This is a genomic window from Mucilaginibacter sp. P4_C11 (assembly GCF_056402115.1).
Map to the genome: position 1 here is coordinate 26837 of NZ_JBFUIA010000021.1, position 25814 is coordinate 52650.

Annotated in this window: 16 protein-coding genes and 1 riboswitch; of the genes, 9 read left to right on the forward strand and 7 right to left on the reverse strand. The window is 42.0% G+C overall.

What is annotated here, in order from left to right:
• Positions 1-218: 218 nt before the first annotated feature.
• Entirely contained in the window at positions 219-2711 is a 2493-nt protein-coding gene (locus tag AC1DU2_RS19155; RefSeq protein WP_477386091.1) for a hypothetical protein, read from the reverse strand.
• A gap of 2 nt (positions 2712-2713) precedes the next feature.
• Positions 2714-6262 (reverse strand): carboxypeptidase regulatory-like domain-containing protein, encoded by a 3549-nt coding sequence (locus AC1DU2_RS19160; RefSeq protein ID WP_477386093.1) that lies wholly within the window; start codon positions 6260-6262, stop codon positions 2714-2716.
• 636 nt (positions 6263-6898) lie between these two features.
• Between AC1DU2_RS19160 and AC1DU2_RS19165 the strand changes: the two genes are divergently transcribed.
• The gene (locus tag AC1DU2_RS19165; RefSeq protein WP_477368059.1) at positions 6899-9778 is read left to right on the forward strand and encodes a TonB-dependent receptor; all 2880 of its coding nucleotides are present in this window, start codon (positions 6899-6901) and stop codon (positions 9776-9778) included.
• A gap of 150 nt (positions 9779-9928) precedes the next feature.
• Positions 9929-10855 carry an AraC family transcriptional regulator gene (locus AC1DU2_RS19170; RefSeq protein WP_477368056.1) on the forward strand — a complete coding sequence of 309 codons (927 nt, stop codon included), beginning with the start codon at positions 9929-9931 and terminating at the stop codon, positions 10853-10855.
• Here the strand turns inward: AC1DU2_RS19170 and AC1DU2_RS19175 are convergent.
• Positions 10852-11541 carry a class I SAM-dependent methyltransferase gene (locus AC1DU2_RS19175; protein ID WP_477386095.1) on the reverse strand — a complete coding sequence of 230 codons (690 nt, stop codon included), beginning with the start codon at positions 11539-11541 and terminating at the stop codon, positions 10852-10854. The two genes, AC1DU2_RS19170 and AC1DU2_RS19175, sit on opposite strands and share 4 nt — an antisense overlap.
• Before the next feature lie 61 nt (positions 11542-11602).
• Here AC1DU2_RS19175 and AC1DU2_RS19180 point away from each other — a divergent pair, with 61 nt between their 5' ends.
• Together AC1DU2_RS19180 and AC1DU2_RS19185 are read left to right on the forward strand one after the other, a co-directional pair.
• Positions 11603-12313 (forward strand): DUF92 domain-containing protein, encoded by a 711-nt coding sequence (locus AC1DU2_RS19180; protein WP_477386097.1) that lies wholly within the window; start codon positions 11603-11605, stop codon positions 12311-12313.
• A gap of 16 nt (positions 12314-12329) precedes the next feature.
• Positions 12330-13106 carry a M90 family metallopeptidase gene (locus AC1DU2_RS19185; protein ID WP_477386099.1) on the forward strand — a complete coding sequence of 259 codons (777 nt, stop codon included), beginning with the start codon at positions 12330-12332 and terminating at the stop codon, positions 13104-13106.
• On the opposite strand, the gene AC1DU2_RS19190 is transcribed toward AC1DU2_RS19185, so the two are convergent.
• On the reverse strand, positions 13103-13921 hold the full coding sequence (locus tag AC1DU2_RS19190) for an MBL fold metallo-hydrolase (protein WP_477368044.1): 819 nt from the start codon (positions 13919-13921) through the stop codon (positions 13103-13105). The genes AC1DU2_RS19185 and AC1DU2_RS19190 overlap by 4 nt on opposite strands.
• Positions 13922-14081: 160 nt before the next feature.
• Between AC1DU2_RS19190 and AC1DU2_RS19195 the strand changes: the two genes are divergently transcribed.
• The gene (locus tag AC1DU2_RS19195; RefSeq protein ID WP_477386101.1) at positions 14082-14735 is read left to right on the forward strand and encodes a YceH family protein; all 654 of its coding nucleotides are present in this window, start codon (positions 14082-14084) and stop codon (positions 14733-14735) included.
• Positions 14736-14751: 16 nt separating this feature from the next.
• Positions 14752-15246 (forward strand): hypothetical protein, encoded by a 495-nt coding sequence (locus AC1DU2_RS19200; RefSeq protein ID WP_477368038.1) that lies wholly within the window; start codon positions 14752-14754, stop codon positions 15244-15246.
• A gap of 1 nt (position 15247) precedes the next feature.
• Here the strand turns inward: AC1DU2_RS19200 and AC1DU2_RS19205 are convergent, their stop codons facing one another.
• Positions 15248-19555, reverse strand: a complete 4308-nt coding sequence (locus AC1DU2_RS19205; RefSeq protein WP_477386103.1) for a hybrid sensor histidine kinase/response regulator — start codon at positions 19553-19555, stop codon at positions 15248-15250.
• A 194-nt stretch (positions 19556-19749) separates the two neighbouring features.
• Here AC1DU2_RS19205 and AC1DU2_RS19210 point away from each other — a divergent pair, with 194 nt between their 5' ends.
• Positions 19750-19974: a VF530 family protein gene (locus AC1DU2_RS19210; protein ID WP_477368032.1), complete on the forward strand. Its 225-nt coding sequence runs from the start codon at positions 19750-19752 to the stop codon at positions 19972-19974.
• Here the strand turns inward: AC1DU2_RS19210 and AC1DU2_RS19215 are convergent.
• Both AC1DU2_RS19215 and AC1DU2_RS19220 read right to left on the reverse strand, forming a co-directional pair.
• The gene (locus tag AC1DU2_RS19215; protein WP_477386105.1) at positions 19971-21263 is read right to left on the reverse strand and encodes a DEAD/DEAH box helicase; all 1293 of its coding nucleotides are present in this window, start codon (positions 21261-21263) and stop codon (positions 19971-19973) included. The two genes, AC1DU2_RS19210 and AC1DU2_RS19215, sit on opposite strands and share 4 nt — an antisense overlap.
• 103 nt (positions 21264-21366) lie before the next feature.
• Positions 21367-22176 carry a tRNA pseudouridine synthase A gene (locus tag AC1DU2_RS19220; RefSeq protein WP_477386107.1) on the reverse strand — a complete coding sequence of 270 codons (810 nt, stop codon included), beginning with the start codon at positions 22174-22176 and terminating at the stop codon, positions 21367-21369.
• A gap of 127 nt (positions 22177-22303) precedes the next feature.
• A riboswitch (cobalamin riboswitch) is annotated at positions 22304-22500 on the forward strand.
• A 112-nt stretch (positions 22501-22612) separates the two neighbouring features.
• On the opposite strand from AC1DU2_RS19220, the gene AC1DU2_RS19225 reads away from it, so the two are divergent.
• Both AC1DU2_RS19225 and AC1DU2_RS19230 read left to right on the forward strand, forming a co-directional pair.
• Complete coding sequence (locus AC1DU2_RS19225; protein WP_477386109.1) at positions 22613-24640, forward strand: TonB-dependent receptor plug domain-containing protein; 2028 nt, start codon at positions 22613-22615, stop codon at positions 24638-24640.
• A gap of 11 nt (positions 24641-24651) precedes the next feature.
• Positions 24652-25746, forward strand: a complete 1095-nt coding sequence (locus AC1DU2_RS19230; RefSeq protein WP_477386111.1) for a YncE family protein — start codon at positions 24652-24654, stop codon at positions 25744-25746.
• Positions 25747-25814 lie beyond the last annotated feature (68 nt).

Below are 25814 nucleotides of genomic sequence, written 5' to 3' on the forward strand. Positions count from 1 at the left end.
TGTAAAACTATTGATTTTGGATTTTACGCCTATCTATTTTATGGTTTTGGTTAAATGATAGCCCATAACATAAGGTTTATGATGCACACACTAACGGGTGCACATGTATAATTAATTGCGGACAAACTTATGTTGGTAGGATTGATAGTCAAACAACTGATGGAAAGGGCCCGCGGTTTATAGGTCGGGTGCCCAAACCAAAGTAAACTTTAACCTTTTTATGGATCAACTTTCTTTTTTACGGTAAAGTTGAGCTGGTTGGTAAATACATCATTTTCGCCTGCTCCTTGTACAATAATGCGAAACCTACCAGTGATATCGCCGGTGTAAAAGGAGAGGTTAACATCTTCGTTAGGTTTTAACTTTACACCATAATTCCAATAAATGGTAGATACGTATTGCGGCTCCGGAGCGGTTACCATGGTTGAATCGATAGGGTAAAATTCTTTTGGCAGGTTTATCCCGGCAATAGAAATTTTGTATTTAGGTTCGGCAGCCTTTTTTGATAGGATACACCCTTTGTAAACAATGTTTCCATACCGTTCAGATGAATATGTTGTGCCAATTATCGGAATTGTGGTTCCGGTATAGCCTTTTTTATGTGCCGAACAATTTAAAAAATTATAAAGGCATACATAATCATCACAGGTACCTTCATCCGCATGCCATTTAATGCCATAAATATTGTCAGTCGTTTTGTCTTTAATCACCACTTCCCTTAAGGCTATGGCTTTTTCAAAACCGGGTATAGTTTGCGAATTGGTGTTTGTTTCCCGTGCCAGTTTCGCTTGGTCAATTGAAATGTTGTCTGCAAGGTTTTGATTGCGTTTTTTATATGGATTCGTATAAGCAATTTCAAATAGCTCGGGGTATTTATCTGCCACCATCAGCATTACTTTTTTACCGGGTTCCGTTAATAAATTATTTTCCGGTATCTCAAAAGTTCCGGTACCGCCCGTGTTGATTGATCTAATATTGCGGCCGCCAATTAAAGTTAGCGTCGTCGACTTTTTAAGCGGTTTTTCTGTTTTGGTTATTACACCACTAAAGGTAGCCGACGGGTAACCATTGATTGTATCCCTGGCAGCAGTATTGACCATATCCGCCCAGGTGTACCTGCGCCAGCCTTTTACCAACAGGATATCCTTAATGTACTCTGGATTATCGTAATTTTTGCCAAGTGGATCGGCAGGAAGTTCCTGGAGATCGTGTTTAAGGTAAGTATAGGTTGTTATATCCGTTTGTTTATCGTTTTCAACCCTGTTTTCCTGTACACAGGCGATAGATACCATACCGCCTCCTTCCAGGCTGTTTAAATGAAGTTTAAGGTTAACCTTTTCACGCGTGCTATATTCGCTTTTGTCAGTTTGCAGGCTGATGCTTTCTTGTTGCCGGTAATGGGCAAAAAAAAGCCTTTCGGCCAGTGGGCGGCCAATGCTGTCTAAAAGTGTTATTGTAGCCAGGCCTTTCGGCGCTTCGGTAAGCACAAATTTTACCTGGTAACCTACCGGTTCTGTTTTCAGTTCCTTGTAAGCAATAATGTTTTTGAAATTGTGCAGCACCAAGCTTACTTTTTGCTTGTTGGTACTTTTTAGCTGTAAGGTTAATGTATCCCCGGCCAAAACGTTAACAACGTGCATGACCGGGCCGGCCGGCAGGGCCTGCGGTAAATTATAAACGGTATCTTTAATACCGGCAAAACTGCCCGACTTTACTATCTTAAATGAGTAACTGCTGTTTTTTTGGGGTGAAAGCTTAAACTTACCTATGCCGTAATAATTAGTTTCAATAGTATCAATGGCGCGGTTGTTTTGATATAGCACCCCGGTCATTTTTAAATATTCACCGGTTGATGAGCGGGCCTCCCAACCAATAATATTATCAATATTCGCTATCATATTACCACCTTCGGGAAAAAAGCGAATGCGGGGCAATCCCCGAAAAACCGGCAGGTGTAAGTTTAAAAACTGGAGATCGGTACCCTTCCTCACAGTGATTCTTAATAAATTACCAGCCTCCGCAGGGATGTTAATGGCATATTCGCCAAAAGGATTAGTTTTCGCCTTGTTTGTTTTTTTACCAAATGAATATTCAATATCTGCCGATGGTTTGATATTGATGTTTTTGCTATCCACCCTTACAATAGCTGTTAAGTTGCCATGGCTATCCCTAATGGTATCTACCAGCTTTACAGATGCACTAAAGCCCGATGAACGGGTTGTTTTTACTGTAAGCGGCTGGCTAAAAACATCAGCGGGTTTCCCGGCTTTATCTAATACATTGCTGTACACCAATAAATGGTAATTGCCTGGGGCAATGGTATCGGGTAGAGTAAGGTGCCCGAACGACAAGCCATCGTTTATCAAAAATAGCTCTTCCATCGCTATTTTACGGTCAACATCGTTAATCAACGCGACAGAAAGTGTGGTGTGCTTTTCCGGAGACGGACAGTTTAACAAGTAGACTGTAAACCAAATATCCTCATTGTTGGTATAAACGGTTTTATCAAAATGTACGTAGAGGATGCCCGATGGATGAACGTTTTTATATAATGCCATTTTCTGCAGGATAGAATCTGCCGAAATAATGGCTGTCGGATTTTTTTGGAAGGCATTATCAACTTGTCCCATTTTGTCCAACGGAGCACTGCTTTGTCCTAAACTGTAAAGGGACGAAAACAAAAGGTATAGTAAAACAAGTCTTTTGCTCATTTTTAATTTACTACATACGTATACACCTGCCTGCCTATATTGCCGTCGTTATCAATACCTTCAATAATTACACGGTATTTTCCGGTTCCGTCGGCGTTAAAAAAGCTAAAGTTTGCTTTGCCGTCCTTGTCGGTAATTACCTCGGGGTTCCAATAAATGGTACTGCGTAAATCGGGTTGATTAGTTGCAGGGCCATCATATTTCGGGCTATAAAACTCGCGTGCTTTGTAAAAACCAGCAACAGTTATGGGGAGAATCCCTTTTGATGGAATGTCTTTAGCCTGCAATCCCCTACCTTGCCGGGTTGTTATTACTAAAACACCACGGGCACCTTGTATTCCATAAATAGCAGCCGAAGGGCCGTAAAATAACTCCATGGTTTCAATGTCGCGTATGTTCAGGTCAGTTGGGTCCATTCCCGGTGCGCCGTCAACAAGTACGTACCCTGCTGTGTGTCCATGAAATTTTTGTAATATCACATTCCTGATATCCAGGTTTGATCGTTCCAATTCTTCGCGACGTACAACGATATCTGCGCCGCCTGGCCCTCCTAAAGCCGATGAGCGATAATTATCAGATCTTTTTATAGTTTTAATTTTTACTTCTTTAAGGTTGATAATTTTTTTGCTGTTAAATTTCGAAGCACTTTCCTGTTGCTTTTTACTATTATCAATATAAGCTGTCATCAGCCAGTCAACTTCGTTTTTGCTACCGGCATTATTTGTTATTACAATTGGCCCAGGCTTGTCATTTTTTAGGGTGAGTACGGTGTTGTTGCTGTTTTTTGAAGTTACCGCCTGTAAAATGAAACGTGTACTATCATTAAACATCAAATTATCAAAGCTAAAACTGCCATCAGTTGCGGTAAACTGGTTAATTATTTGTCCGCCGCCGCGTGGTAAAAGCGATACAAGCCCCTTGTTTACCGGGTTTCCCCATATACTTTTTGCTACGCCGCTTATATTAAGCCCGGTCTCGGGCTGATAAGCTACTTCTGGATAGCTATTTGTCAATATCGGTTTCCATTCAAAACGGCGATACCCGTGTGTTAGCATTACCAGGTCAAGGTTGGCCGTGGTTTCGGCTGTAATGTTGTTAAAATAATAGTTAGGCTTTTCTACGTATCCCTTAAGATCGCTGGTTAATAACAGGCTGGCGAATATCGAATTTTGATCATTTTCGTCAATGCTTACTTTTTCTGCATCAGTCACAGCAACAGAAAAATGTCCTTCAGTCGCATCGCCGGCCCTGTTTTGTACGTTTAGGTTGATGTTTACTTTCCCTCGTTTAGTATAGTCTGGTTTATCTGTATTTACATTTAAGTTTAACCGGTTATAGTTTTGTACAAAAATCAACCGCTCGGCCAAAGGTTCGTTCGCCGGCGAAAACAGGGTAACCTTAGTTATCCCGGTGAATAGTTTCCGTTTCAAAATGTCAACTTCTATAACAGCCTTATCTAATTTACAGGCTATTGGAGTAATTATCCCGCCCGACCAAATAAGCAGCGTGTAATCCTGGTTTTTGTGTTCCTCAAAATAAGCCTTGCTTGCTTCTATCCGGGCGGTAGCTTTAGGTATCGAATCATTGTTTATTGATAATACAAGGCCCTTGTTTTCGGCAACGGGCAAATTTAATGTGCTTGTTGCCCCGTTGGTATGAGTTAATTTTGCTTTGTAAATTTTGCCTTGTTGCGGTGTCAGGTAAAAATACCCCATCCCTAAATGTACCGATGAAAACTCTGCAATCTTTTGATCGTCATTATCGAGCACCTCGCCGGTAATATTCCCACCCAATCCAGACGGCAATATTGCCTTAAAGGCTATTTTACTTTTTACACCGTTAATTAAGCGGCCCCCTTCAGGAAAAAACTGAACATCGGCTTGTGTACCAATGTTCTTTAATTTTTTAGAAGTACTGTTTTCAAATACCTTGGTTTCATTGGTTGATCCAATTGGTATCATCTGTTCAAAATAATTGTCGTCACCATCGTTACGCATCCAGTTCGTGTAAGCTCTTATCCTGTAGTTTCCTTTTGGTAATGAATCGGGCAGCACGATATCGCCCCAGGCTACGCCATCAGCAATTTTTAATTTGATTGAGCGGTCAATCTTATCGGCTGTATTGATAAGGTCGACGTGTAATATGCCACTTGTCCTGGTCGGTTCATGATTGTCGCCCTGGGTTATATAGGCCTTAAAGTAAACGGTGTCGCCGGTTGCATAATATGGTTTGTCAAAATGCAGGTATGCTTTTTCATTGACATGTATTTCGGCGTAGTTTTTTAATTTGGCCATAGCTTCTTCGGCTAATATAGCTGCTGGTGCAGCTGGTGCATGTTGTAGCGGCTCATAATCAACAGGCAATAGCTCGGCAACACGGTAATGGGTCCATGCGCCGCTGTATGATAAACTGTTTGGGTCAACCAGGCCACCGTTATTATCAACCAATGCGTAGGGTGTATTAAAAGTAATCAACGAGGTTTCAGTATTGTAAAATTCGTTCAGGTGATTTAATGCTCCGCTTTTACTAAAACGACGGTCTTTATTGTAGGTTACATGTAAACCATCCGTTTCGCAGTTAAGCGCGTACATTTTGGTTACATCAGTTGGCTTTAAAATATCCGATTGATTAAGGAAAAAGTTCCTGAGGTTTAGATAGGTTTTATCAAGTTTTGATTTTTTAACCCAGTAGGAGAGCGAATCGGTATAGCGTTTGTTACCTGCTGCTCTCAGCTTTGTAAACTGATTGATTTTAGCCGTTATCAAATCATCACCAGGGCGTTCCGGATTTGGTTCATTAGCATATTGAAATACCCTGAAGCCTTCCTCCTCAACCTGGTTGGTTATAACCGAACGTAAAAAATGCATCGGCGAGTTTTCATAAACCTGCTCCCTGTTTTTCTTCCATCGTTTTTCTTCGGCAGGTGTACCTGTCAAATTTTCGAAAAGTACAGAGCCCTCAAAGTGTGTTTTAAGGCTGCCGTAATAGTTGCGGTTGTTAAAAAAATCTGCAAGCAGGTATTTTAGGCGATAGCCCAGGCCTCGGTTTTCAATAACCAGGAAATCAACAGACGATGCAGTTAACGTATTGGTGGCTTCATCAAAATCAACATCCAGTATGTCCGGATTAATGAGTTTACACTCCCTGGCCAATGCAGATGTGCCTATAAACTCATTTATAAATAACTGGATGTTACGCTGCCGGTTGGCATTGTTTTGCGGCTTTATTTTTACCTCCATCAAGCTGATGGTTTTAGGAATAATGTGGATATCAGGCAGTGTGATCCCAATATTGTTAACTATAACAACCTGGTGATAGCTTTCAAAACCGATGATGGAAACTACAAGGTTGTACTTGCCGGTTTTAACTTTATTTAAGGTAAAACTCCCGTCGTTTGAAGTTTTTGTACCAATGGTGGCATTGCTTAAAAAAATACTGGCGCTACCTACGGGTTCGCCGTTGGCCTGGTTAATAACCTTGCCCGATATATTTACCTGCGCCAGGCATGTAAAGGGTAATACCATCAGTAAAAGAACAATGCTTTTTTTCATTGCGATTGATTTAGGTAGCATAGCTTAATAATAATAGATAACAAAATAAGCCAGCCGAAGTATTTACCGCCAAGTTATTGGTACCGACATTATTATAGAGCCTACGCTATTAGGTTTATCTGGATTGAGATAAAGTTATGAAAATTAATCATTTTAAAATATGCCAATATCGTTACATGTGCCGATCGGGAAAATAGCAGGGCACGAAAATATTGTCGATTAATTCCCGGGGCTAAAACATAGTGTTAGCGGCCTTCGCATTTAAAGTTGTAATATGATTTTAAGTGTATTTATAACACTATGAATTATTAATGAGTAATTTTTTAATGTAAATAATTGTATTTGAAATTGAATTAGTGAAAAAAAACAACTATTTTACTACTAAAAACGTTTTTTCGTATAAAATATCATAAAATTATTGATTTGAAATTATATTTTTTTGATATATCTGTAAAATTTGTTAAAAATTAACCAGTTAATTTCATTAAAACGTTTAAATTTTAATGTCTAATATAAAATACTATATAAAAATTGTTCTTTTTTTTATGTGTTTTGTAACAAAAATGATATTTAATTAGAATTTATTGCTATTTTGTTGATTAATTAACATGACAATCAACCCAATCAAACAAAAGCATGAATTTAAAACTACATTTTTTCCTTTTCGGGGCATTGCTACTGGCCTGCCTGCCGGTGTTTGCCCAAAAGCTAACGGGAACTGTTACAAGCGCGGGGCAGCCCGTTACTGCGGGCACGGTTAAGGTGGTACCTACAGGCACGGGCACTATTACAGATGCAGATGGCAAGTACAGTTTAACATTAAAAGCGGGCAGTTACCAGGTAAGTTTTTCGGCTATAGGGCTTGAGAAGAAAACAGTCTCAATTCAGCTTGCTGCCGGTGAAACCAAGGTATTGAATATGGATCTTGCACCTTCGGCCGAAGGGTTAAAAGAGGTAGTAGTTGTAGGAAGCCGCGGCGGTGGTCGTACTAAAATGGATTCGCCCGTACCTGTAGACGTACTCCGGATGAACCAGATAGGCGAAACCACGGCCAAGCCCGATTTGATGAGCCAGCTAAACCAGGCTGTGCCTTCATTTAACTACAACAAGCAAAGCGGCGGCGACGGATCTGACGCCATTGACTTCGCCAGTTTGCGGGGCCTGGGTTTCGATCAAACATTGGTACTCATTAATGGCAAACGCCGTCACCTATCCGCCTTTGTAAACCAGGTGGGTACCCGCGGCCGCGGCAATAGCGGTACTGATTTAAATGCCATACCCGAAGCTGCTATTGACCGGGTGGAGATTTTGCGTGATGGTGCTTCGGCGCAATACGGTTCTGATGCCATCGCCGGTGTTGTCAATCTTGTTTTGAAGAAAGATGTAAATAAACTGAATATCAACATCGGTGGCAGTGGTTACTACGATCATAAATACAATACATTGAACAACGTCGACCCGAGCCAATATTATACCGGTTCGCAGATTGACGGTAAAACATTTACTTTAGGGATGGACTACGGGCTGGCTATTGGTAAAAATGGTGGCTTTATCAATTTTGGCGGTAACTTTATGGATCAGGGTAAAACGTTTAGGGCCGTACCCGAAACAAATTGGGATACCAACCCCAATGCCCTGAGTGTTGATGCCTGGCGACGGGCTTTTGGCGATGGATCTGTAAAGTCAGGCGGCGGAATGTATAATATGGAAATCCCGCTTGCCGGCAGTAAAACCACATTTTATTCTTTTGGCGGTTATAACTATAAACACTCCAATGTTTACGCCTGGACACGCAGGTGGAGCAGCGCAAGTAATCACATAAAATTTCCGACTGACGAAAACGGAAAGATGATATTTGTACCCGGTATTATGCGTGTTTTTGACCCTACGCCGGGAGCTTTGGACACTGCCAATGTATATTATAACCCGCAGGAAGATGTTTATATAAAAGATATGTCGGCTGCATTGGGCTTTAAGGGGACTATTGGTGATGGCTGGGACTGGGATTTGAGTAATAATACAGGCTATAATGATTTCCATTATTGGGGTAACCAAACCTTTAATGCTTCATTGCCCTTACCAGAGCAATATACCAAAACCAGGTTTAATGACGGCGGGTTCAACTTTTTACAAAACACAGCCAATTTAGACGTAACCAAACATTTTGAACATGTGGCTCAAGGATTTACGCTGTCATTTGGCGGAGAGTACAGGTATGAGCGCTATAAGCTATACGCTGGCGAGCCCGACTCCTACAGAAATGGCGGAGCTTTGTTAAACGGTGTTCCTAAAGCTTCCGGTTCCGAAGGGTATCCTGGTTACCAGCCAACTGATGCAACCACAGCCAACAGAACAAATGAGGCCGCCTATATTGAAGGTACTTTAGATGTAACCAAAGATTGGTTGGTTGACGGTGCAGCCAGGCTTGAACATTATTCGGATTTTGGAGGGGTAAGCACATTTAAATTAGCATCCCGCTATAAAGTAAGCGACAACTTTAATGTACGGGGATCATTTAGTACCGGCTTTAGGGCGCCTTCACTGCAACAAATGAATTTTAGTAATACCAATACTAACATTATTGCAGGTGAACTGGTTTACGCTAAATTGATTCCAAATTATGCCGATGCCGCCCGCCAGGTAGGGATTCCAAAGCTTACCCAGGAAACCTCAACCAATACCAGCTTAGGCTTTACATGGAAACCAACGCATGATTTTAATGTCACAGTTGACGGTTACATCATTAAAATTAAAAACAGGATAGTAATTACAGGTGCTTTTGATACCTCGGTAGCCGCACTAAAAGACTACCTTATAGCTAATAATGTATCAAATGCCAACTTCTTTACCAATGCGGTTAATACAACTAACAGAGGTATTGACATTGTGTTAGATTATCGCAAATCATGGGGTAAAAATAAATTCACAGCTTTATTTGCCGGTAACATTCAAGGGATAACCATCAATAAGGTTAATATTCCGGCCGCGCTGAATGATACCTATGCACACCAGCAAGCATACTTTAGCACAAGGGAAGCGGCCTTTTTAAAGGCTTCAGCTCCCGCCGAAAAATTCTCATTAGGGCTTGAATACGGATATGGTAAATTTGCCGCCGGTAGCCATATTACCTATTATGGCAAACTGACCACCCAAGGCTTCGGTTATAGCAGCGTACCAGGCGCCAACCCTGATGGCCCGGGCGGCGCTAATACTTCTGCATCGGGTAATGGTTGGGACCCTTATGTTGATTTGGATAACGGCAAAGGTGTTGTTCCCGAAAACTTTGTTTTCCACGGAAAAGCTACTACCGATATATACGTTTCTTATAAAATATCAAAGCAAATTTCATGGACAGTTGGTGTAGATAACATATTTAACGTACACCCGGATTTAGCTGTTACAGAAGGCGCGCATCAATCATCATGGGGTGATAGTGAATCGGGCGGTCCTTTTGATGCTGTACAAATGGGTTTTAACGGTATGAGGATGTTTACCAAACTGGCATTACACTTTTAACAACAACCTATAGCTTAATAATCCCCCGGCTTAATAATCAGCCGGGGGATTTTTTTGTCTTATTTTAGTAGTGTTTGACAGATATTAGCCGAATAATTTTACAAATAAGCAATTTTATGATAATATTTGCTTGTTAATAGGCAATTGCAGATGAAAGTTTTACAGTTTACCATTCCTGTACCACATGATAAAAGCGTAATTGCCGATCAGTTTAGCCTGCCTTATTTTTACCCTTACCTGCACCGGCACAAAGAGGCGCAAATTACCTGGATACAAAAGGGGGAGGGTACACTTATAGCCGGCAATAATATGCACCATTTTGCGCCCGGCGATGTTTTTTTAATAGGTGCAAATTTGCCGCACCTGTTTAAAAGCAATCCCGAATATTTTGAAAATGAAACAGAGGATGCGATAAGCGCACTGAGTATTTTTTTTAATCCCGATGGAATATTAACGCCGCTGTTTGAGCTGCCGGAAATGAGGGCCTTTAAGCTATTTATACAACACCATCAGCAAGGATTTAAGGTGCCCTTGCCCGATGTGGAAAAGGCTATTATTAATATGACTGCCTTAAGAGATACCACTGGTGCCGGGCAACTTATCCAGTTTATAAAACTGATGAAAGGCTTAAGCGAGATAAACGAACAGCTGCAGCCGCTATCATCTTATGGTAATTTACCCGGAATCACCGAAAATGAGGGCATTAGGATAGGTAACATTTACAATTACATCATGCAAAACTATACGGAGCCTATAACGCTGGAGGATGTATCTAAAGCCGCCTTTATGACGTCCGAATCGTTTTGCAGGTATTTTAAAAAGCATACAGGTAACACATTCGTCACTTTTTTAAACGAAGTGCGTATCAACGAGGCCTGTAAGATATTAAATGCCAATAAAGTTGAAAGTATTTCGGCGGCGGCTTATCAATGTGGTTTTAAAAGCATTACCAACTTTAACCGGGTATTCCGTTCGGTAACCGGTAAATCGCCAAGGGAGTATATGGATCATTATAACGGAAAAATCGTCAATAGCCCCTATAGTTTTAAAAGTCTCTCCCTTCAGGGGGAGATTTAGAGGAGGCTCAATCTAACCAGGTATTGCTGATATTCATCTTCCAGTAAAACTTCCATGTCATAACCGGCTTCGTTGGCAATAGTGGTTAACGTTTTTTCGTCGATATAAAGCCACGGAAACCAATCGGATGTTTGGCGATTGTATTGATACTGGTAGCTAAGTTCTCCGTAGTATTTGCCGGTGTCGGGCAGGCTTCCTTCGTACAGGTAAGCAATATCAGATGAATCAAAAAGCAACTGTCCACCTTTATTAAGCAGCAGTTTGGTATGCTGCAGGAAAGTTTTTAAGTTGGATAATGTACCTGTAAGGCCGATACCATTCATAAGCAGCAACAGGGTGTCGTATTTATGATCGTTGTATTCAAAAATATCGGCGGTAACCACTTTTTTAACACCGCGTGTCTGCATCACATCTATTGCTAAGGCAGAAATTTCCAATGCGGTTACATCAAAGCCGCGGTCTTGTAGGATGAGGGCATGGCTGCCGGCACCCGCGCCAATATCCAATACTTCGCCGCGGCATTCATTCAGCGCAAGCCATTCAATATCCGGCATATCATCCTCGTCCCTGAAATAGGTTTCAATAGGCATTTCCTCCTTTGGGCCATACTGGTTGTTAATCCACAATTTGTGGGTTGCTTTTTTATAGTAATGATTATGTATGGCCTGGCCTAAAATATCTTTCATACTGTGGCAAAAGTAGCAATTGACCGCCTAATTACCGGTACATTAAATACCTTTGGCAATTATGTTTAACAGTAATGCCTTATTGGCTGCCATTATCATCGCGGGTATAAGCTATAGCGTTATCGCCAAAAAGCTAACCATTGCCGCTGCCTTAACGGGCGGGGTAGTGGCTTACCTGGTTTTTACCGGCGCCGGATTTACAGGGATAACTATGATGACCAGCTTTTTTATTTTAGGGTCGGCAGCTACATCCTGGCAACAAAATAAAAAGCAGGCGTTTACCACAGCCGAAGAACATAAAGGTGGCCGAACAACCGGGCAGGTATTGGCCAATGCAGGCGTGCCTGCTGTTATTGGCATCCTGGTGTTATTTTATCCCCGTTATAGTCATTTATTTACGCTGATGATGGCTGCTGGGTTTGCCTCGGCCACAGCCGACACGTTATCGTCTGAACTGGGGACGGTTTATGGCACCAGGTTTTTCAATGTTATCAGCTTGAAACCCGACCAACGGGGATTGGATGGCGTAATAAGCGCAGAAGGTACGCTAATTGGTATTGCAGGAAGCTGTATAATAGCCTTAATTTATGGCATTGGTTTTGGCTGGGGCCTGAACCTGATTTGGATAGTTATAGCGGGCACAGCCGGAAATTTAAGTGATTCGGTATTTGGGGCATTGTTGGAGCGCAAAGGCATTATCGGTAATAATGCTGTTAACTTTTTAAATACTTTTATTGCCGCATTGGTTATGCTGTTGTTTTACTTTATTTAATCCTCATATTTACTGCATGGCTTTTATCATAATTGGCTTTATCGTTTTAGCACTTATTGGCTACTTGGTTTTGAAAAATAACAAATCAAAATCGGCAAATATTGTTGCTCCTACAGATTACAAACCCATTTTATTGCAAAATATATCCTTTTACCAGGAGCTGGACAACGCAGGCAAACTGTTGTTTGAGCAGAAAGTAAATAGCTTTTTAACGGGCATCACCATAGAAGGTGTGGGAACTGTGGTTGATGATACAGACAGGGTGATGATAGCCTCAAGTGCGGTGATCCCCATTTTTGGTTTTAAAGATTGGGAATACCGCAACTTGACCAATGTAATATTATACCCGGATACTTTTGATGGCGAATTTCAGTTTGAAGGCGGGAGCAGGAACATATTAGGTATGGTAGGCAGCGGTTACATGAACGGGCAGATGATATTATCACGTGCGGCGCTCATCAAAGGTTTCTCCAAATCGGCAGGGAAAGAGAATACCGCTATTCATGAATTTGTGCACTTGCTGGATAAAAGCGATGGCGCTACCGACGGCGTGCCCGAAAACCTGCTGGCGCATGAGTATGTGTTGCCTTGGTTAAAGATGATACACCAGGAAATTCATAAAATTGAAGCAGGTAAATCGGATATCAATCCCTATGCAATTACCAACGAAGCTGAATTTTTTGCGGTAGTGGCTGAATATTTCTTTCAAAAGCCAACTGAACTCAAACACAAGCATCCCGAACTCTACGAAATATTAAGCACCATATTTATGCAGGATAGGGCCGGCGATTAATTGAAGCCCAAATCAAGCTGCCCTAAAACTTCCAGCGTTTTACCCTGGTTGCCGTCAATAAGATAAACCGGGGTTTCTTCGTGCCTGGAAGCAACAACAATGTGAACACCATCGGCGCAGGCGGTAAAAAGCTCTTCTACCAGTTTTGGATCGTTGTTGTTTTTGGATAGGTGCGACAGCAGCAAATGCGTCATATGTGCCGGGCGATGTGTTGTAAAAAGAGCCAGCGCCTGCTTGTTACTCAGGTGCCCCTTGCCGCCGCGGATACGCCTTTTAAGGTGATACGGGTAACCCCCGGTGTCCAGCATAACCTCATCGTAGTTAGCCTCTAAAAAGGCGGCGTGGCATTGGTTGAAATAGCGGATAAGCCTGTCGCAAACCATGCCCAGGTCGGTAAACACCCCAACTTTAATGTCGCGGCAGCTAACTATAAAACTATGTGGCTCTGATGCGTCATGCTCTTTGGGGAAGGATGTTACTTCCAGCTGGCCAATGGCAACCGTTTCAAACTCGCGCAGGTGATGGATTAGTTTGGCATCCACGGTATTTCCTAAATGGAGCAAGGTGCCAGGGGTAATATAAACAGGGAGGTTAAACTTTTTGGCCAGTACCGGAATGCCCCGGATATGGTCGGAATGTTCATGGGATACAAAAATGGCTTTTACCTTGCTCATGGGTAGGCCCAGGCGGGCCATGCGTTTTTCGGTTTCGCGACAAGATATACCTGCATCAACCAAAATAGCCTCCTGATCGTTCCCCACGTAATAGCAATTGCCATTACTTCCCGAATTTAGTGATGTAATAAATAAAGACATGTTTTTGAGCCAAAAGCTGAAGGCCGAAAGTTAAAGGCCATCACTTCAAATGTATGATACAAAGTAACGGATTTACTGAATATTTTTGTTTCTGACTTGCCTAGTCTTTTAAATAAACTGAAGTTTTTTTGCACTTATAAAAACCTGCTTATATTTAGCCATGGATTCACCGCAAACTTTACCCGTACTTGATGCCGCCGAACTGCGTGTGCTTGGCTCGCTGATGGAAAAAAGCAAAACCACGCCCGACTATTACCCAATGACCCTTAACGGGTTAACCGCAGCCTGTAACCAGAAAACCTCCCGCAAGCCTGTAGTGAACTATGATGAAACTACCGTAACCGAAGCGTTGAATACCCTTAAACGGCGCGGACTAATTTCAACGGCAACCGGCGGATCTATCCGTAATATCAAGTACAAACACAATTTTGCTATTGTTTTCCCGGTGATCCCGGCCGAAGTGGCTTTGATTTGTCTGCTGATATTGCGTGGTCCGCAAACTCCTGGCGAGTTAAACACCAACTCGGGCAGGTTGTATGAATTTGAATCGATAGAAGAAGTTCAGGAAATGTTGGAAAAACTGGCCGATCCGGCCATGCCTTACATAGTACAGTTGCCTAAACGTCCCGGTCAAAAAGAACAGCGTTACGCTCACTTATTAGCCGGCACTCCTGATATTAATGATGACGAGGAAATAGAAGAAGCAGGCGGTCGTTCACCAAGCGGTCTTGAAGCACGTGTAGCCAAACTGGAGCACGAACTTGCCGAAATGAAAGAAGCTTTTGATAAGCTGATGAAGGAGTTGATGGGGTAGGGCACTAAACAAAAACATGAATTGGATTATAAGAAGTTGTATCAGGCTTTCGGGGCATACTTATTTGAATGAGGTTTTGTTGCCCATTTTAGAAGACTTGGAACAGTTTAACTGGTTGATATCGGATTTAGAATATAATACATCAGGTTCGGTTGAAGCTTTTGCGGTGCCGGTAAATCATGATGAAGATTATTTTTTATTGTCCGAAAATGAATTTCAGCGACTGCTCGCTGCCGATTTGCAAATATATTGGGGCGTCATTTTGGGAATACCTGGTTCTTTTGAGCCGGCGATAGATGAAAATAATTTGCCATTTGCTGAAGGTAATCCCCTGATCTGGAAAAATGGAAATATACAACACCCTAATGCAGAGATAGAGATTGTTTGTTACGACAGTGGATATACAATTGTGAAATTCAGGGATCCGTACCTTTCCAGGAAATTTGGAAGTTATTTCACGGAAGCTATAGATTTGGAGCGTTTTAAGAGTAAAACACTTCCGTATTATTGATCTACTTAACCTTCTTACTCACCCAGGCCATCATTTTATGCGCCGCTTTCAACACGGCAATTAGCCCTTCCGATTTCATGGGTTTCGCAATATAATCATCCATACCTTCGGCTATGCACAAGTCACGGTCATCAGGGCCTGCATTGGCGGTCATGGCGATGATAAAGGGCTGTAGCTTGCGGTCGCTTTCGCGGATTGACCGGGTGGCCTCAAAACCGTCCATTTCGGGCATCTGCACATCCATCAATACCACATTAAATTCCTGCTCGTCAAGTTTCTTTAATACTTCAAGCCCGTTTTCGGCCATTGTAAATTCATAACCCAGCTTACTCAACATCCGGCTAATGAGTTTTTGGTTAACCTGGTTATCTTCCGCTACAAGTATATTTAAAGGGAATTCCGCCGCAAAGTTACTGTCAAGCAGCTTAACTGCCTTTGGCTCTGCCACAGGTGCACTCCCAGCGCTTCTCAATTCAGCTTGTACGCTTTTGCCCAACTGGTTTTGTTTTACGGGTTTTGTTAAAATAGCTGCAAATAAGCCAGGATATTTTACCTTCGAGCTATCGCCAATGGAACTGAGCATGATAATGGGGAGCTGCGGATATTTTGCTTTGGCAGCCTCGGCAAAGCCAACGCCATCTACCTCCGGCATTTCCATATCGGTAATAATCAGGTTGTAGTCTTTCTCATTGGCCAGCAAATCAAGTCCCTCAGTGGCAGATGACGCTGTGCGTGTAATAAGGCCCCACTGCTCCAGTTGCGTTTTAAGGATAAAACGATTGGTTTTATTATCGTCAACCACCAATACTTTTTTGCCTTCCAGGTCGGCGGTATCAAACACCAGGGGGACATATTTTGATTGTTTTTGGCTTACCGCAACTTTTATAGTAAACACAAATACCGATCCTTCGCCATACACACTCTCTACCCAAATATCGCCACCCATTAATTTAACCAGGCGCTGGCTAATTACCAGGCCAAGGCCGGTGCCGCCGTATTTGCGCGTTGTTGATGAATCGGCCTGCCAAAAGGCGTTAAACAAGCTGGATACTTTTTCTTCAGAAATACCTATGCCGGTATCCATGATGCTGAAACCTATTTCAATCTGTCCATCGGGATGTGTTTTCGACGAAAATACCTTTATAAATACCTCGCCCTTTTGCGTGAATTTGAGCGCATTGCCGGTTAAATTGGTGATAACCTGTTTAAGGCGCAAACTATCGCCAATAACCTGCTGGGGCAGGGCAGGGTCTATCTGGTACACCAACTCCAGGCCTTGCTGCGAAGCTATAGGCGAGAAAATGTCCATCACTTCCTCAATGCAATGGCGAAGGTCAAAATCCTCCTGCTCCATGTTCATTTTACCCGATTCTATCTTCGAGAAATCGAGAATATCATTAATTACATTTACCAAACTATCACCGCATGAAATGATGGTATCGGTATATTCCCGCTGTTCGGTGTTCAACTCGGTTTCGCCTAAAAGAGAAGCCATGCCTATAACACCATTCATCGGTGTGCGGATTTCGTGGCTCATGGTGGCCAGGAAAATGCTTTTGGCCTGGTTGGCTTTGTCGGCCTCTTCGCGGGCCTCTTTTTCATGCGCCATATGCAATTCAAGCTCTTCCGACTGGGATAGCAATTCCTCGTTTAAGGCATGCAATTCTTCTGATTGGGATTGCAATTCTTCGTTTAACACCTGCAAATCTTCCGACTGCTTTTTTAATTCCTGCGATTGTTGTAAAACTTCGGCCGTACGCTCAGATACCTGCTCTTCCAGCAAACGTTTTTGTCTTTCGATGTTATTTACCTTGGCTTTATATAAACTGTAAATTATGGCAAATACAAACAAGGTAGTAAGTGATAAAAACCACCAGGTTAGCCAAAATGGGGGTAAAACAATAATTTCTAAAGTAAGTTCGTGACGCGACCATTTACCATCGCTGTTACGGCTTTTCACTTTAAACGTGTAAGTGCCCGCCGATAGGTTGGTATAGGTAGCCGTATTTTTGTTACCTACATAGTTCCATATTTTATCAAAGCCCACCAATTGGTAAGCATATTGTTTTTTGCTCGCCAGCCCAAAATCAAGCGATACAAACTCAAATGAAATTACCGACTGCTCATGGGTTAGCGTAATTGATTTGGCCTCCGAAATATCTTCTTTTAAAGGTGAAGGATCGTTATCGTTTTGAGCTACCGGTACGGTTTTATTGAAAATCTGGAAATCGGTTAATATCAGCGGCGGGTCATATGAAGTTTCACTTATTTTTTCAGGATCAAACATGTTGAAACCGTTGATTCCTCCAAAATAAATGGTGCCGTCTTTACTAATCGCTGCCGAATGGGGTTTAAACTCGTCAGATTGTAAACCGTCCTCTACTGTGAAATTCCTGAATTGCTTTGTACGGGGATTAAACCTTGAAATACCATTATTGGTGCTTATCCATAAGTTGTTGTTCCTGTCTTCCCTTATGGCATAGGTGTAATCGTTTGGCAGGCCGTCTTTTGCTTTGTAATTGCTAAACTGCCTGGTATGTGTATCAAAGTGCGTTAATCCATTATAAGTACAAATCCAGATGTTGCCCAGGTGATCTTCAAATAAATCAAGCGCGGCATTATTCCCCGTGCTGTTTTTTAATACATCGTATTTGTATATTTTAAATGAGTTGGTTTCCGGGTCAAACAAATCAAGGCTGCCATCGTTGGTGCCAACCCAAAGGTTTCCTTTCGAATCGGCTAAAAGGGAGTTAATATTATCACTGCCTACGCTTGTTGGATCAGCCGGATCATGCCGGTAATGGATAAAGCCATTTGTTTTGGGATTAAATAAATCCAGGCCCTGGCCCAGTGTGCCACACCAAATTTTATTATCGGGAGTAACGGCAACAGCATAAACATTATTGCCGCTTAAACTGGTAGAGTCGTTGGGTTTATTGCGATACGATTTGAATTTGTGGGTTTGTAAATCCATTACGCTCATGCCATCCCCCCAGGTGCCTATCCACAAATTATTTTTGTAATCTTCTTTTAACGCTAAAACGTAGTTGCCGCCTATACTTGTTTTGTCGGCATCATTATAACGATATGCTTTAAATGTGCCTTTTTTAGGATCGAACTGGTTGAGCCCGCCACCGTCCGTGCCTATCCAGATGTTTGCTTTTTTGTCCTCCAGGATACTTAAAACAAAATTATTGGATATGCTATTGGCCAGCGAGTTATGGTTGTAATGTTTAAAGTTATCGGTTACCTTTTTATATAAACTGATACCCGAGGCAAAACCGCTCACCCACATGTTACCGGTGTTATCTTTTAGTATCACATCAACTGAATTGCTGGCGATACTCGTATTATCTACTTCATCCTGCAAATGGTTGCTGAATGTGCCCTTTTCATAATTAAAAATGCTAAGGCCGCCGTTTTCGGTGCCAATCCATAAATTATGGTTACCATCCTCGGCAATACATTGGATGCTATTATAGGCTAATGAATTGCTGTTATTGGGGTCGTTTTTGAAATGGCGAAAAGTTACCGTAGCCGGGTCGTAGAGATTTAAACCGCCAGAACCGCAGCCTACCCATAGGCGATGGTTGCTGTCCTCGAAAATACTGGTTATCCTATCTGCCGATATGGTACCGCCATCACGCTCGTCGTGTTTAAAATTGGTAAAGCTTCTGGTTTTTGGGTTAAAAAGATTGATGCCTCCATAGGCGGTTCCAATCCAAACATCGCCTTTACTGTCAACATAGGTAACCCTGGCGTTATCATCGCTTAAACTGGTTGAATCGCGCTTGTTGTTGCGGTAGTGGATAAATTTATGCTGATTAATAATATATTGGTCAACGCCATCTTTCAAGGTAGCTATCCATAAATTACCGTTATTATCCAAAGCAATATTTACGGTAAAGTTGCTGGCCAGTGTGTTTGGAATTTTATCGTTGTGCAGAAAACGCGTAAAACGATTCTTATTCGGGTCGAATTTATTAAGGCCTCCACTTGTGGCTACCCATAAACTGCCGTCCTTATCTTCGGCAATGTGGTTTATGTAGTTGTTGCTAATGCTGGTTTTATCGTTAACATCATTCCTGAAAACTTTAAATTTATTGCCGTCGTAACGGTTTAGGCCGTCGCGGGTGCCAACCCAGATAAAGCCTTGCTTATCCTGGATCATGGCGTTGATGTTAAGCTCAGAAAGATTTTCTTTACTGCCTATGTGCTGAAAGTGCATAGGATGCTCCTGGGCCGAAACCCAAAATGAACATGCTATAAAAATGAATAACAGGTAATACTTTAAGCCCCTTATTGACATCAGAAAAACATAAGATTTTGGCGTATGCACAGATTTCTAATTTAAAACTTATTACGGGATTGTTTATAATTATTTGATGAATAGTTAAACGGGGTTAAGACTAAATTAGTTATGCCAATATTAACAACCGGTTACCGGTAGTACATAGCATTTTATCTAAAACAAGCTGAACCATATTTTTTAACTTTGCCCATATGGACGAAAAAAACAAAGACCCGCTGCACGGTAAAACTTTAGAAATGATTTTGAACGAACTGGTTGCCCGTTTTGGCTGGCCCGAGTTAGGCTACCAGATAAGAATTAATTGTTTTTTGGATAATCCCAGCATATCATCTAGCCTGAAGTTTTTGCGCAAAACGCCGTGGGCACGTAAAAAGGTAGAGGATATGTACATCTACTACTTTGCCAAAAAAAATTAGTGCTTGCGCTTATTGTTCATTTTAGCCTTTTGGCCCGAACTAAAGTTATAAGTTTTTGAATTGGCAGCCTTTTTTTCATGGAAAGCCGCGCCAATTATAGGCGCATCGGGGTTTGGTTTAGGTTCTTTTTTTGCTTTTACCTCTTTTTCAATAATAAGCTCTTCGGGTAACTCGGCAAGGGCTATTTTTTTGCCGGTGGCCTGCTCAATCTTTTTAACCTGGCTAAGCTCCAGGTCGGTGGCAAAGGTAAGGGCCATTGTCTCGTTCCCGCTTTCGGGGTAATGGTTTGTCACACGATCAATAAATAGTTCTTTTTCTGCCGGCACATCAAAATGAATGATGAAAGGAATATCGGCCAGGCTAAAAGTTTCTTCCTGCTCATTAGCTACCAACAGCACCCTGGCACCTTCATCAGCCTTAAAATCATTTATCGATTTAAAACCCGGGCTATCAAAAAACTGGGGGTTTAAATACGCCACTGCTGTACGTAAACGGGTTTGCAGGCTTTTATAAACTTTATCGGCAGTTGCACGTGTATTTACAAACACTACGGTTTTGGTAAATAGCTCTTCATCGTACATAAACAAATTGAGCAGGTTTAATTTAGTGCCGAAGTTGGGTACGTTATATAAAAATTGCGGATGTGTTTCCAAAGGCTGTTCTGCCAGTGCTTCTACTTCTACAATAGCAGGGTCTTTCATAAAAGGATCAAGCATTTTTTGCAGTTTGCTGTGCATTACTTCGGTAAATACCAGTTTTTGACTTTTGCCAATGCTATTTGCCAGTTCTACAACAGGTAGCTGCAAGCCTCTTTTTATCATTTCATCGGCATCATCAACCACAAACATATCAACCTTGTTAAGGTTAAGGGCAAGTTTCAGGTAAATAGCACGCGCCCTGTCAGGAGTAGCAACTACAATATCGGCGCCATCGGCTAATGCGTCCATCTGGGCTTCAATGCCCGGAGCCACGTATAAACCAACAATTTTTATCGATTTATTTTTGTTCAGGCGGTCGAATTGCTCAATTACTCCAAATACATCCTCTTTATCGGGCACAAGGATTAATACACGCGGGACGCCTTCGGGGGCATAATTAAAGCGGTTTAAAACACCCAGTACATAGGTGGTAGTTTTGCCACTGCCTTCGTAACCAATGGCGATGATATCCTGGCCGCCTACAATTCTCGAAAGCGTTTTTAATTGCAGTTCTTTAGGGTTTATAAAACCAGCTTCATTTACCGACCGAACCAGCTGTTTTTTCAGCTTCAATTTTTCAAACCACACCATCTGAGAACCTTATTAAGTATTTAAGAGGGCGAATTTACCTAAATTTCCTTGAAAAGAGTCAAGAATCAAGAATCAAGAGGCAAGACAGGGAATACTTTAGGTATTATATTGACTGCCAAACAGTGTTTTCGTCCTTTTGGAGCAGGCCGGTAAACGTTGGTTTGGCGGGAATGTCAAGGTAGGGATAGGTTACTTTTGACAGGTACAATCCCTGGGGATAAGCAGGGATAATAATTCTGGGCGTTTGTTTACTGATGAGATGACTTTCAAATTCATCAACACTCATTTCTCCACGGCCAATTTCCAACAGGCGGCCAATAATGATCCTGATCATTTTGCTCAAGAACCGGTTAGCCGATATGCTGAACCGGAGCCTGTCGCCGTTGCTGCTAACAAAAAGGCTTGCCAAGCTCACGTTACAAATGGTATGGTCAATCCTGTCGGGCATTTTACAAAAGGCGCGGTAATCGTTATAAAGCGGTAGCAGCGCCGCCGCCTTTTTCATTTCATCAATGTTAAGATTGGTTTCGGGGTATAACGCGCTAAAAGCACTTAAAAAAGGATCTTTATAAGTATGAATAAAATAATCATAGGAGCGTTGCACGGCATCAAACCGGGCGTGGGGCAGGCCCTGCATCGGGATGATATCAAATACCGCGATATCATCCGGCAGCATTTTATTGAGGCGGAAAAGGAGGTCGAAATCCCATTCCTGCTCTACATCTATATGAAAAAAAAATTGGCTGGCATGCACCTGCGCATCGGTACGGCCGCAGCCGTTAACAGTTATAGGCGTTTTTAAAATTTGACTTAAAGCGGTTTCAAAAACAGCTTGTACACTTGCAACGCCGGCATGTTTTTGCCAGCCGCTGTACTGTGTGCCGTGATAACCAATATGAAAAAAATAGCGCATGATCTTGGATCCAAAAATCCGCAAAAATTATGGTAATGCCATACAAAAACGAGTGGGATGGCTAAACGGATGACTTTACACCAGCATTGGGCATTTTAAACAACTTGCGTATCTGCCGTACATAAACTACCTTTGCGGCGCTTTAGGTTCCTTTATAGTATATCATAAAGGATTAAAAGGGAATACGGTGTGAATCCGGAACTGTCCCGCAGCTGTAAGCTCCATAACCATAGTTCATTCTATTAAAGTCACTTGCGCTTAGGCAAAGGGAAGACAGAACGAAAGGGGAGTAAGTCAGAAGACCTGCCAGAGCGATAATGCGATTCATAGCTTTCGGGGATTGAAGCTTGGATGTGAATGCTCTTGCTTATTGGCGTATTTTCATTTCAAACAATTCTGTTTCCGTGTGTGCTGTGAGCGCTTTGCGTACAACAACATGAAAAAAAACTTACTTTGTTTTCATAAGCATTTACCCGCACCGGTTTTAGCGGCAGCGTTTTTTTTGCTGCAGGTTGTTGTTTACAATAGCGCATCCGCTCAAACAGACACCGCAAAAAAAATCAAAGAGGTTACCGTTTCTTCGTCTGCCATCCCCAAAATTCAAACCATTACACCAACACAGCAGGTTTCGGCCGGCGATTTTGAACGTTACAGCGCATTTAATGTTGCCGATGCTATCCGTAATTTTGCCGGTGTTATACTGAAGGATTACGGTGGGGTTGGGGGCCTAAAAACAGTCTCGGTACGCGGCCTGAGTGCCAATCACACTGCTGTTTTATATGATGGTGTACAAATTAACGATGCCGAAAACGGCCAGGTTGACCTTAGTAAGTTAAACCTGAACAACGTACAGGAAATTTCACTTTATATTGGCCAGCCCCCTGGTATTTGTATGCCGGCGCGGTCGTTTGCATCATCAAGTGTACTGGCTATTAAAACTGTAAAACCCAATCTTAGTATTGGTAATCCTTACCAGGTAACAGCGGGTGTTAAGGCAGGTTATTTTGGCTTAGTAAACCCATATCTCCAATGGCAACAACGTGTTAATAATAACTGGTCGTTTATAGTAAACAGTTACACAGAGCATGCTAACGGCCGGTATAACTATAAAACCAGCGTCGTTGGGGCCGACTCTGTACATACGCGCAGCAATGATGATATCGGCGCCCAACAGGTAGATGGCGCTTTATACTGGGCCAAAACCGATAGTAACAAATTTAATTTACACGTAAACTATTATCATGCTGAACGGGGCATTCCCGGCGCTGTGGTGCTTTATAATCCCACCATATCGGCAACGCGGCTTTGGAACCAGGACTTTTTTTTGCAGAGCGGCTATGAACGTCAGTGGCACAATTCTTTACATCTGTTAATAAACGCGAAGGTTTCAAAAAACTATCTCCGTTACCTTGATCCTGATTATTTTAACAATGAAGGTCGTTTAGACCAGCGCTTTACACAACACGAATATTATGGTTCGGCAGCTTTGGCTTACCATCTAACAACTGCATGGGAAGTATCCTACGCTGCCGATTTGTCGGTCAATAATCTTGATGCAAACCTTGCCAATTTTAGTTATCCAACAAGGCTGACATTATTAAATGTATTGGCCAGTAACCTGCGCATCGGTAAATTCCAGTTGCAGGGAAGTTTGCTGAATACCCATATTACCGAAACTGTAAAAAACGGTGCCGCGGCCCCGCCTAAGAATGTTTATTCGCCCACGGTTGAGGCTACCTTTCAGCCCTTGAAAACCTCAAATATTCAGATACGGGCCTTTTACAAATATATTTTTCGCAACCCTACGTTTGATGAACTTTATTACAGCGCCATCGGCAATCCTATGTTAAAACCGGAGTATACCAAACAATTTGATTTGGGCGCCACCTATGGCAAGGCATTAAGCGGCTTTTTTAATTACATCACTTTAACAGCCGATGCATATTATAATCATGTGGATAATAAGATTGTATTTATCCCGAAGGACGCCTTTAACCGGTCGATCCAGAATTTTGGCAAGGTTGATATTAAGGGATTGGATGTAGGCTTAAAAACGCAGGCTAAACCCGCCGAAGGCTGGAAGGCATCATTGGCTGTAAATTATTCGTACCAGCAGGCACTAAATGTAACCGACCCTACATCTTCTGTATATCTTAACCAGTTGCCTTATACGCCTAAAAACACAGTTTCGCTTAATGCAGGTGTTGATCGCGGCCATTTAGGGGTTTATTATAACCAGGTAATTTCATCATCGCGATATTATACCAACGATAATCTTGCTTCTGATTATTTAGCCGGGTACGCCATCAGCGATGCATCTGTTGTTTATCACTTTTTATTAAAAAAGAAAGCTGTTGTTGCATCAGCAGAGGTTAATAATCTTTTTGCAAAAAGCTACGCCGTTGTGCAAAGCTATCCGATGCCCGGCCGGTCTGTCAGGTTTTCCATTCAAATAACTATCTAACAATCCATATTATGAAAAAAAACAAACTCAATTATTTATTTATTGCTTCAACGATGATAGCTCTGCTTTCATCATGCCATAAAGACAAAATCGTTCCAACAACCGATACCCCAACGGCCGAAAGGGCTGGTTTATACATTCTTAACCAGGGTGGCTTTGGTAGTAATAACAGCAGCCTGACTTTTTACAACTATACAACTAAATTACTTACTGCCGATTTTTATAGCAGCGTAAACGGCAGCCCGCTGGGCGATACAGGTAATGACGCCCAGATATATGGCTCAAAAATGTACATCGTTGTTAATGTATCAAGCGTAGTTGATGTTGTGAACGCTAAAACCGGCAAACTGATTAAACAGGACAGTATTGTAAATACCACATTAAAAAATAAAGCGCGTGCCCGCCAGCCAAGAAGCATAGCCTTTTACAAGAGCAATGCCTTTATTACCTCCTATGATGGCACAGTAGCAGTAATGGATACGGCTTCATTAACCATTATCAAGTACATTACCGTTGGCCGCAATCCCGAGCAATTAGTGGTATCTAACGGGAAATTGTATGTGGCTAACTCTGGCGGTTTATCATCAACCGGTGTTTTCGATAATACGGTTTCGGTAATTGACCTGGGTACTTTAACCGAGACAAAAAAGATAACAGTAACAGCAAATCCTGTAAGTATGGCTACCGATGCCTACAATAATGTTTACGTGGTATCATTAGGCGATTATGATAAAATTGCCGGCGGTTTAACTATTATTGACAGTAAAACTGATGTGGTAAAAACGGCCCCGGTAATTTCGGTAGGCTACATCATTCCAATCACAGTATCGGGCGATTTTGTTTACTATTTAACAGCCGATAATAAGATTGCAGTTTACAATGCCAAAACACAAACTGCGGTACAAGCCAACTTTATTACCGATGGCACCGTAATAACTACACCATACACGATAGCGGCCGACCCAACAACAGGCGAAGTATTTGTTACCGATGCCAAAGATTATGCGTCAAACGGAACTTTGTTTGCTTTTGACAAAACAGGTAAAAAAGAATATTCTATAACCACAGGCATCAATCCGGGTAAAGTAATTCTTGTTAACAAATAGGGGAGAGAGTCAAGAGTCAGGAATCAAGATGGAAAAAGTAACAAGTCTTTAGCCAAAGTCTTAAGTTC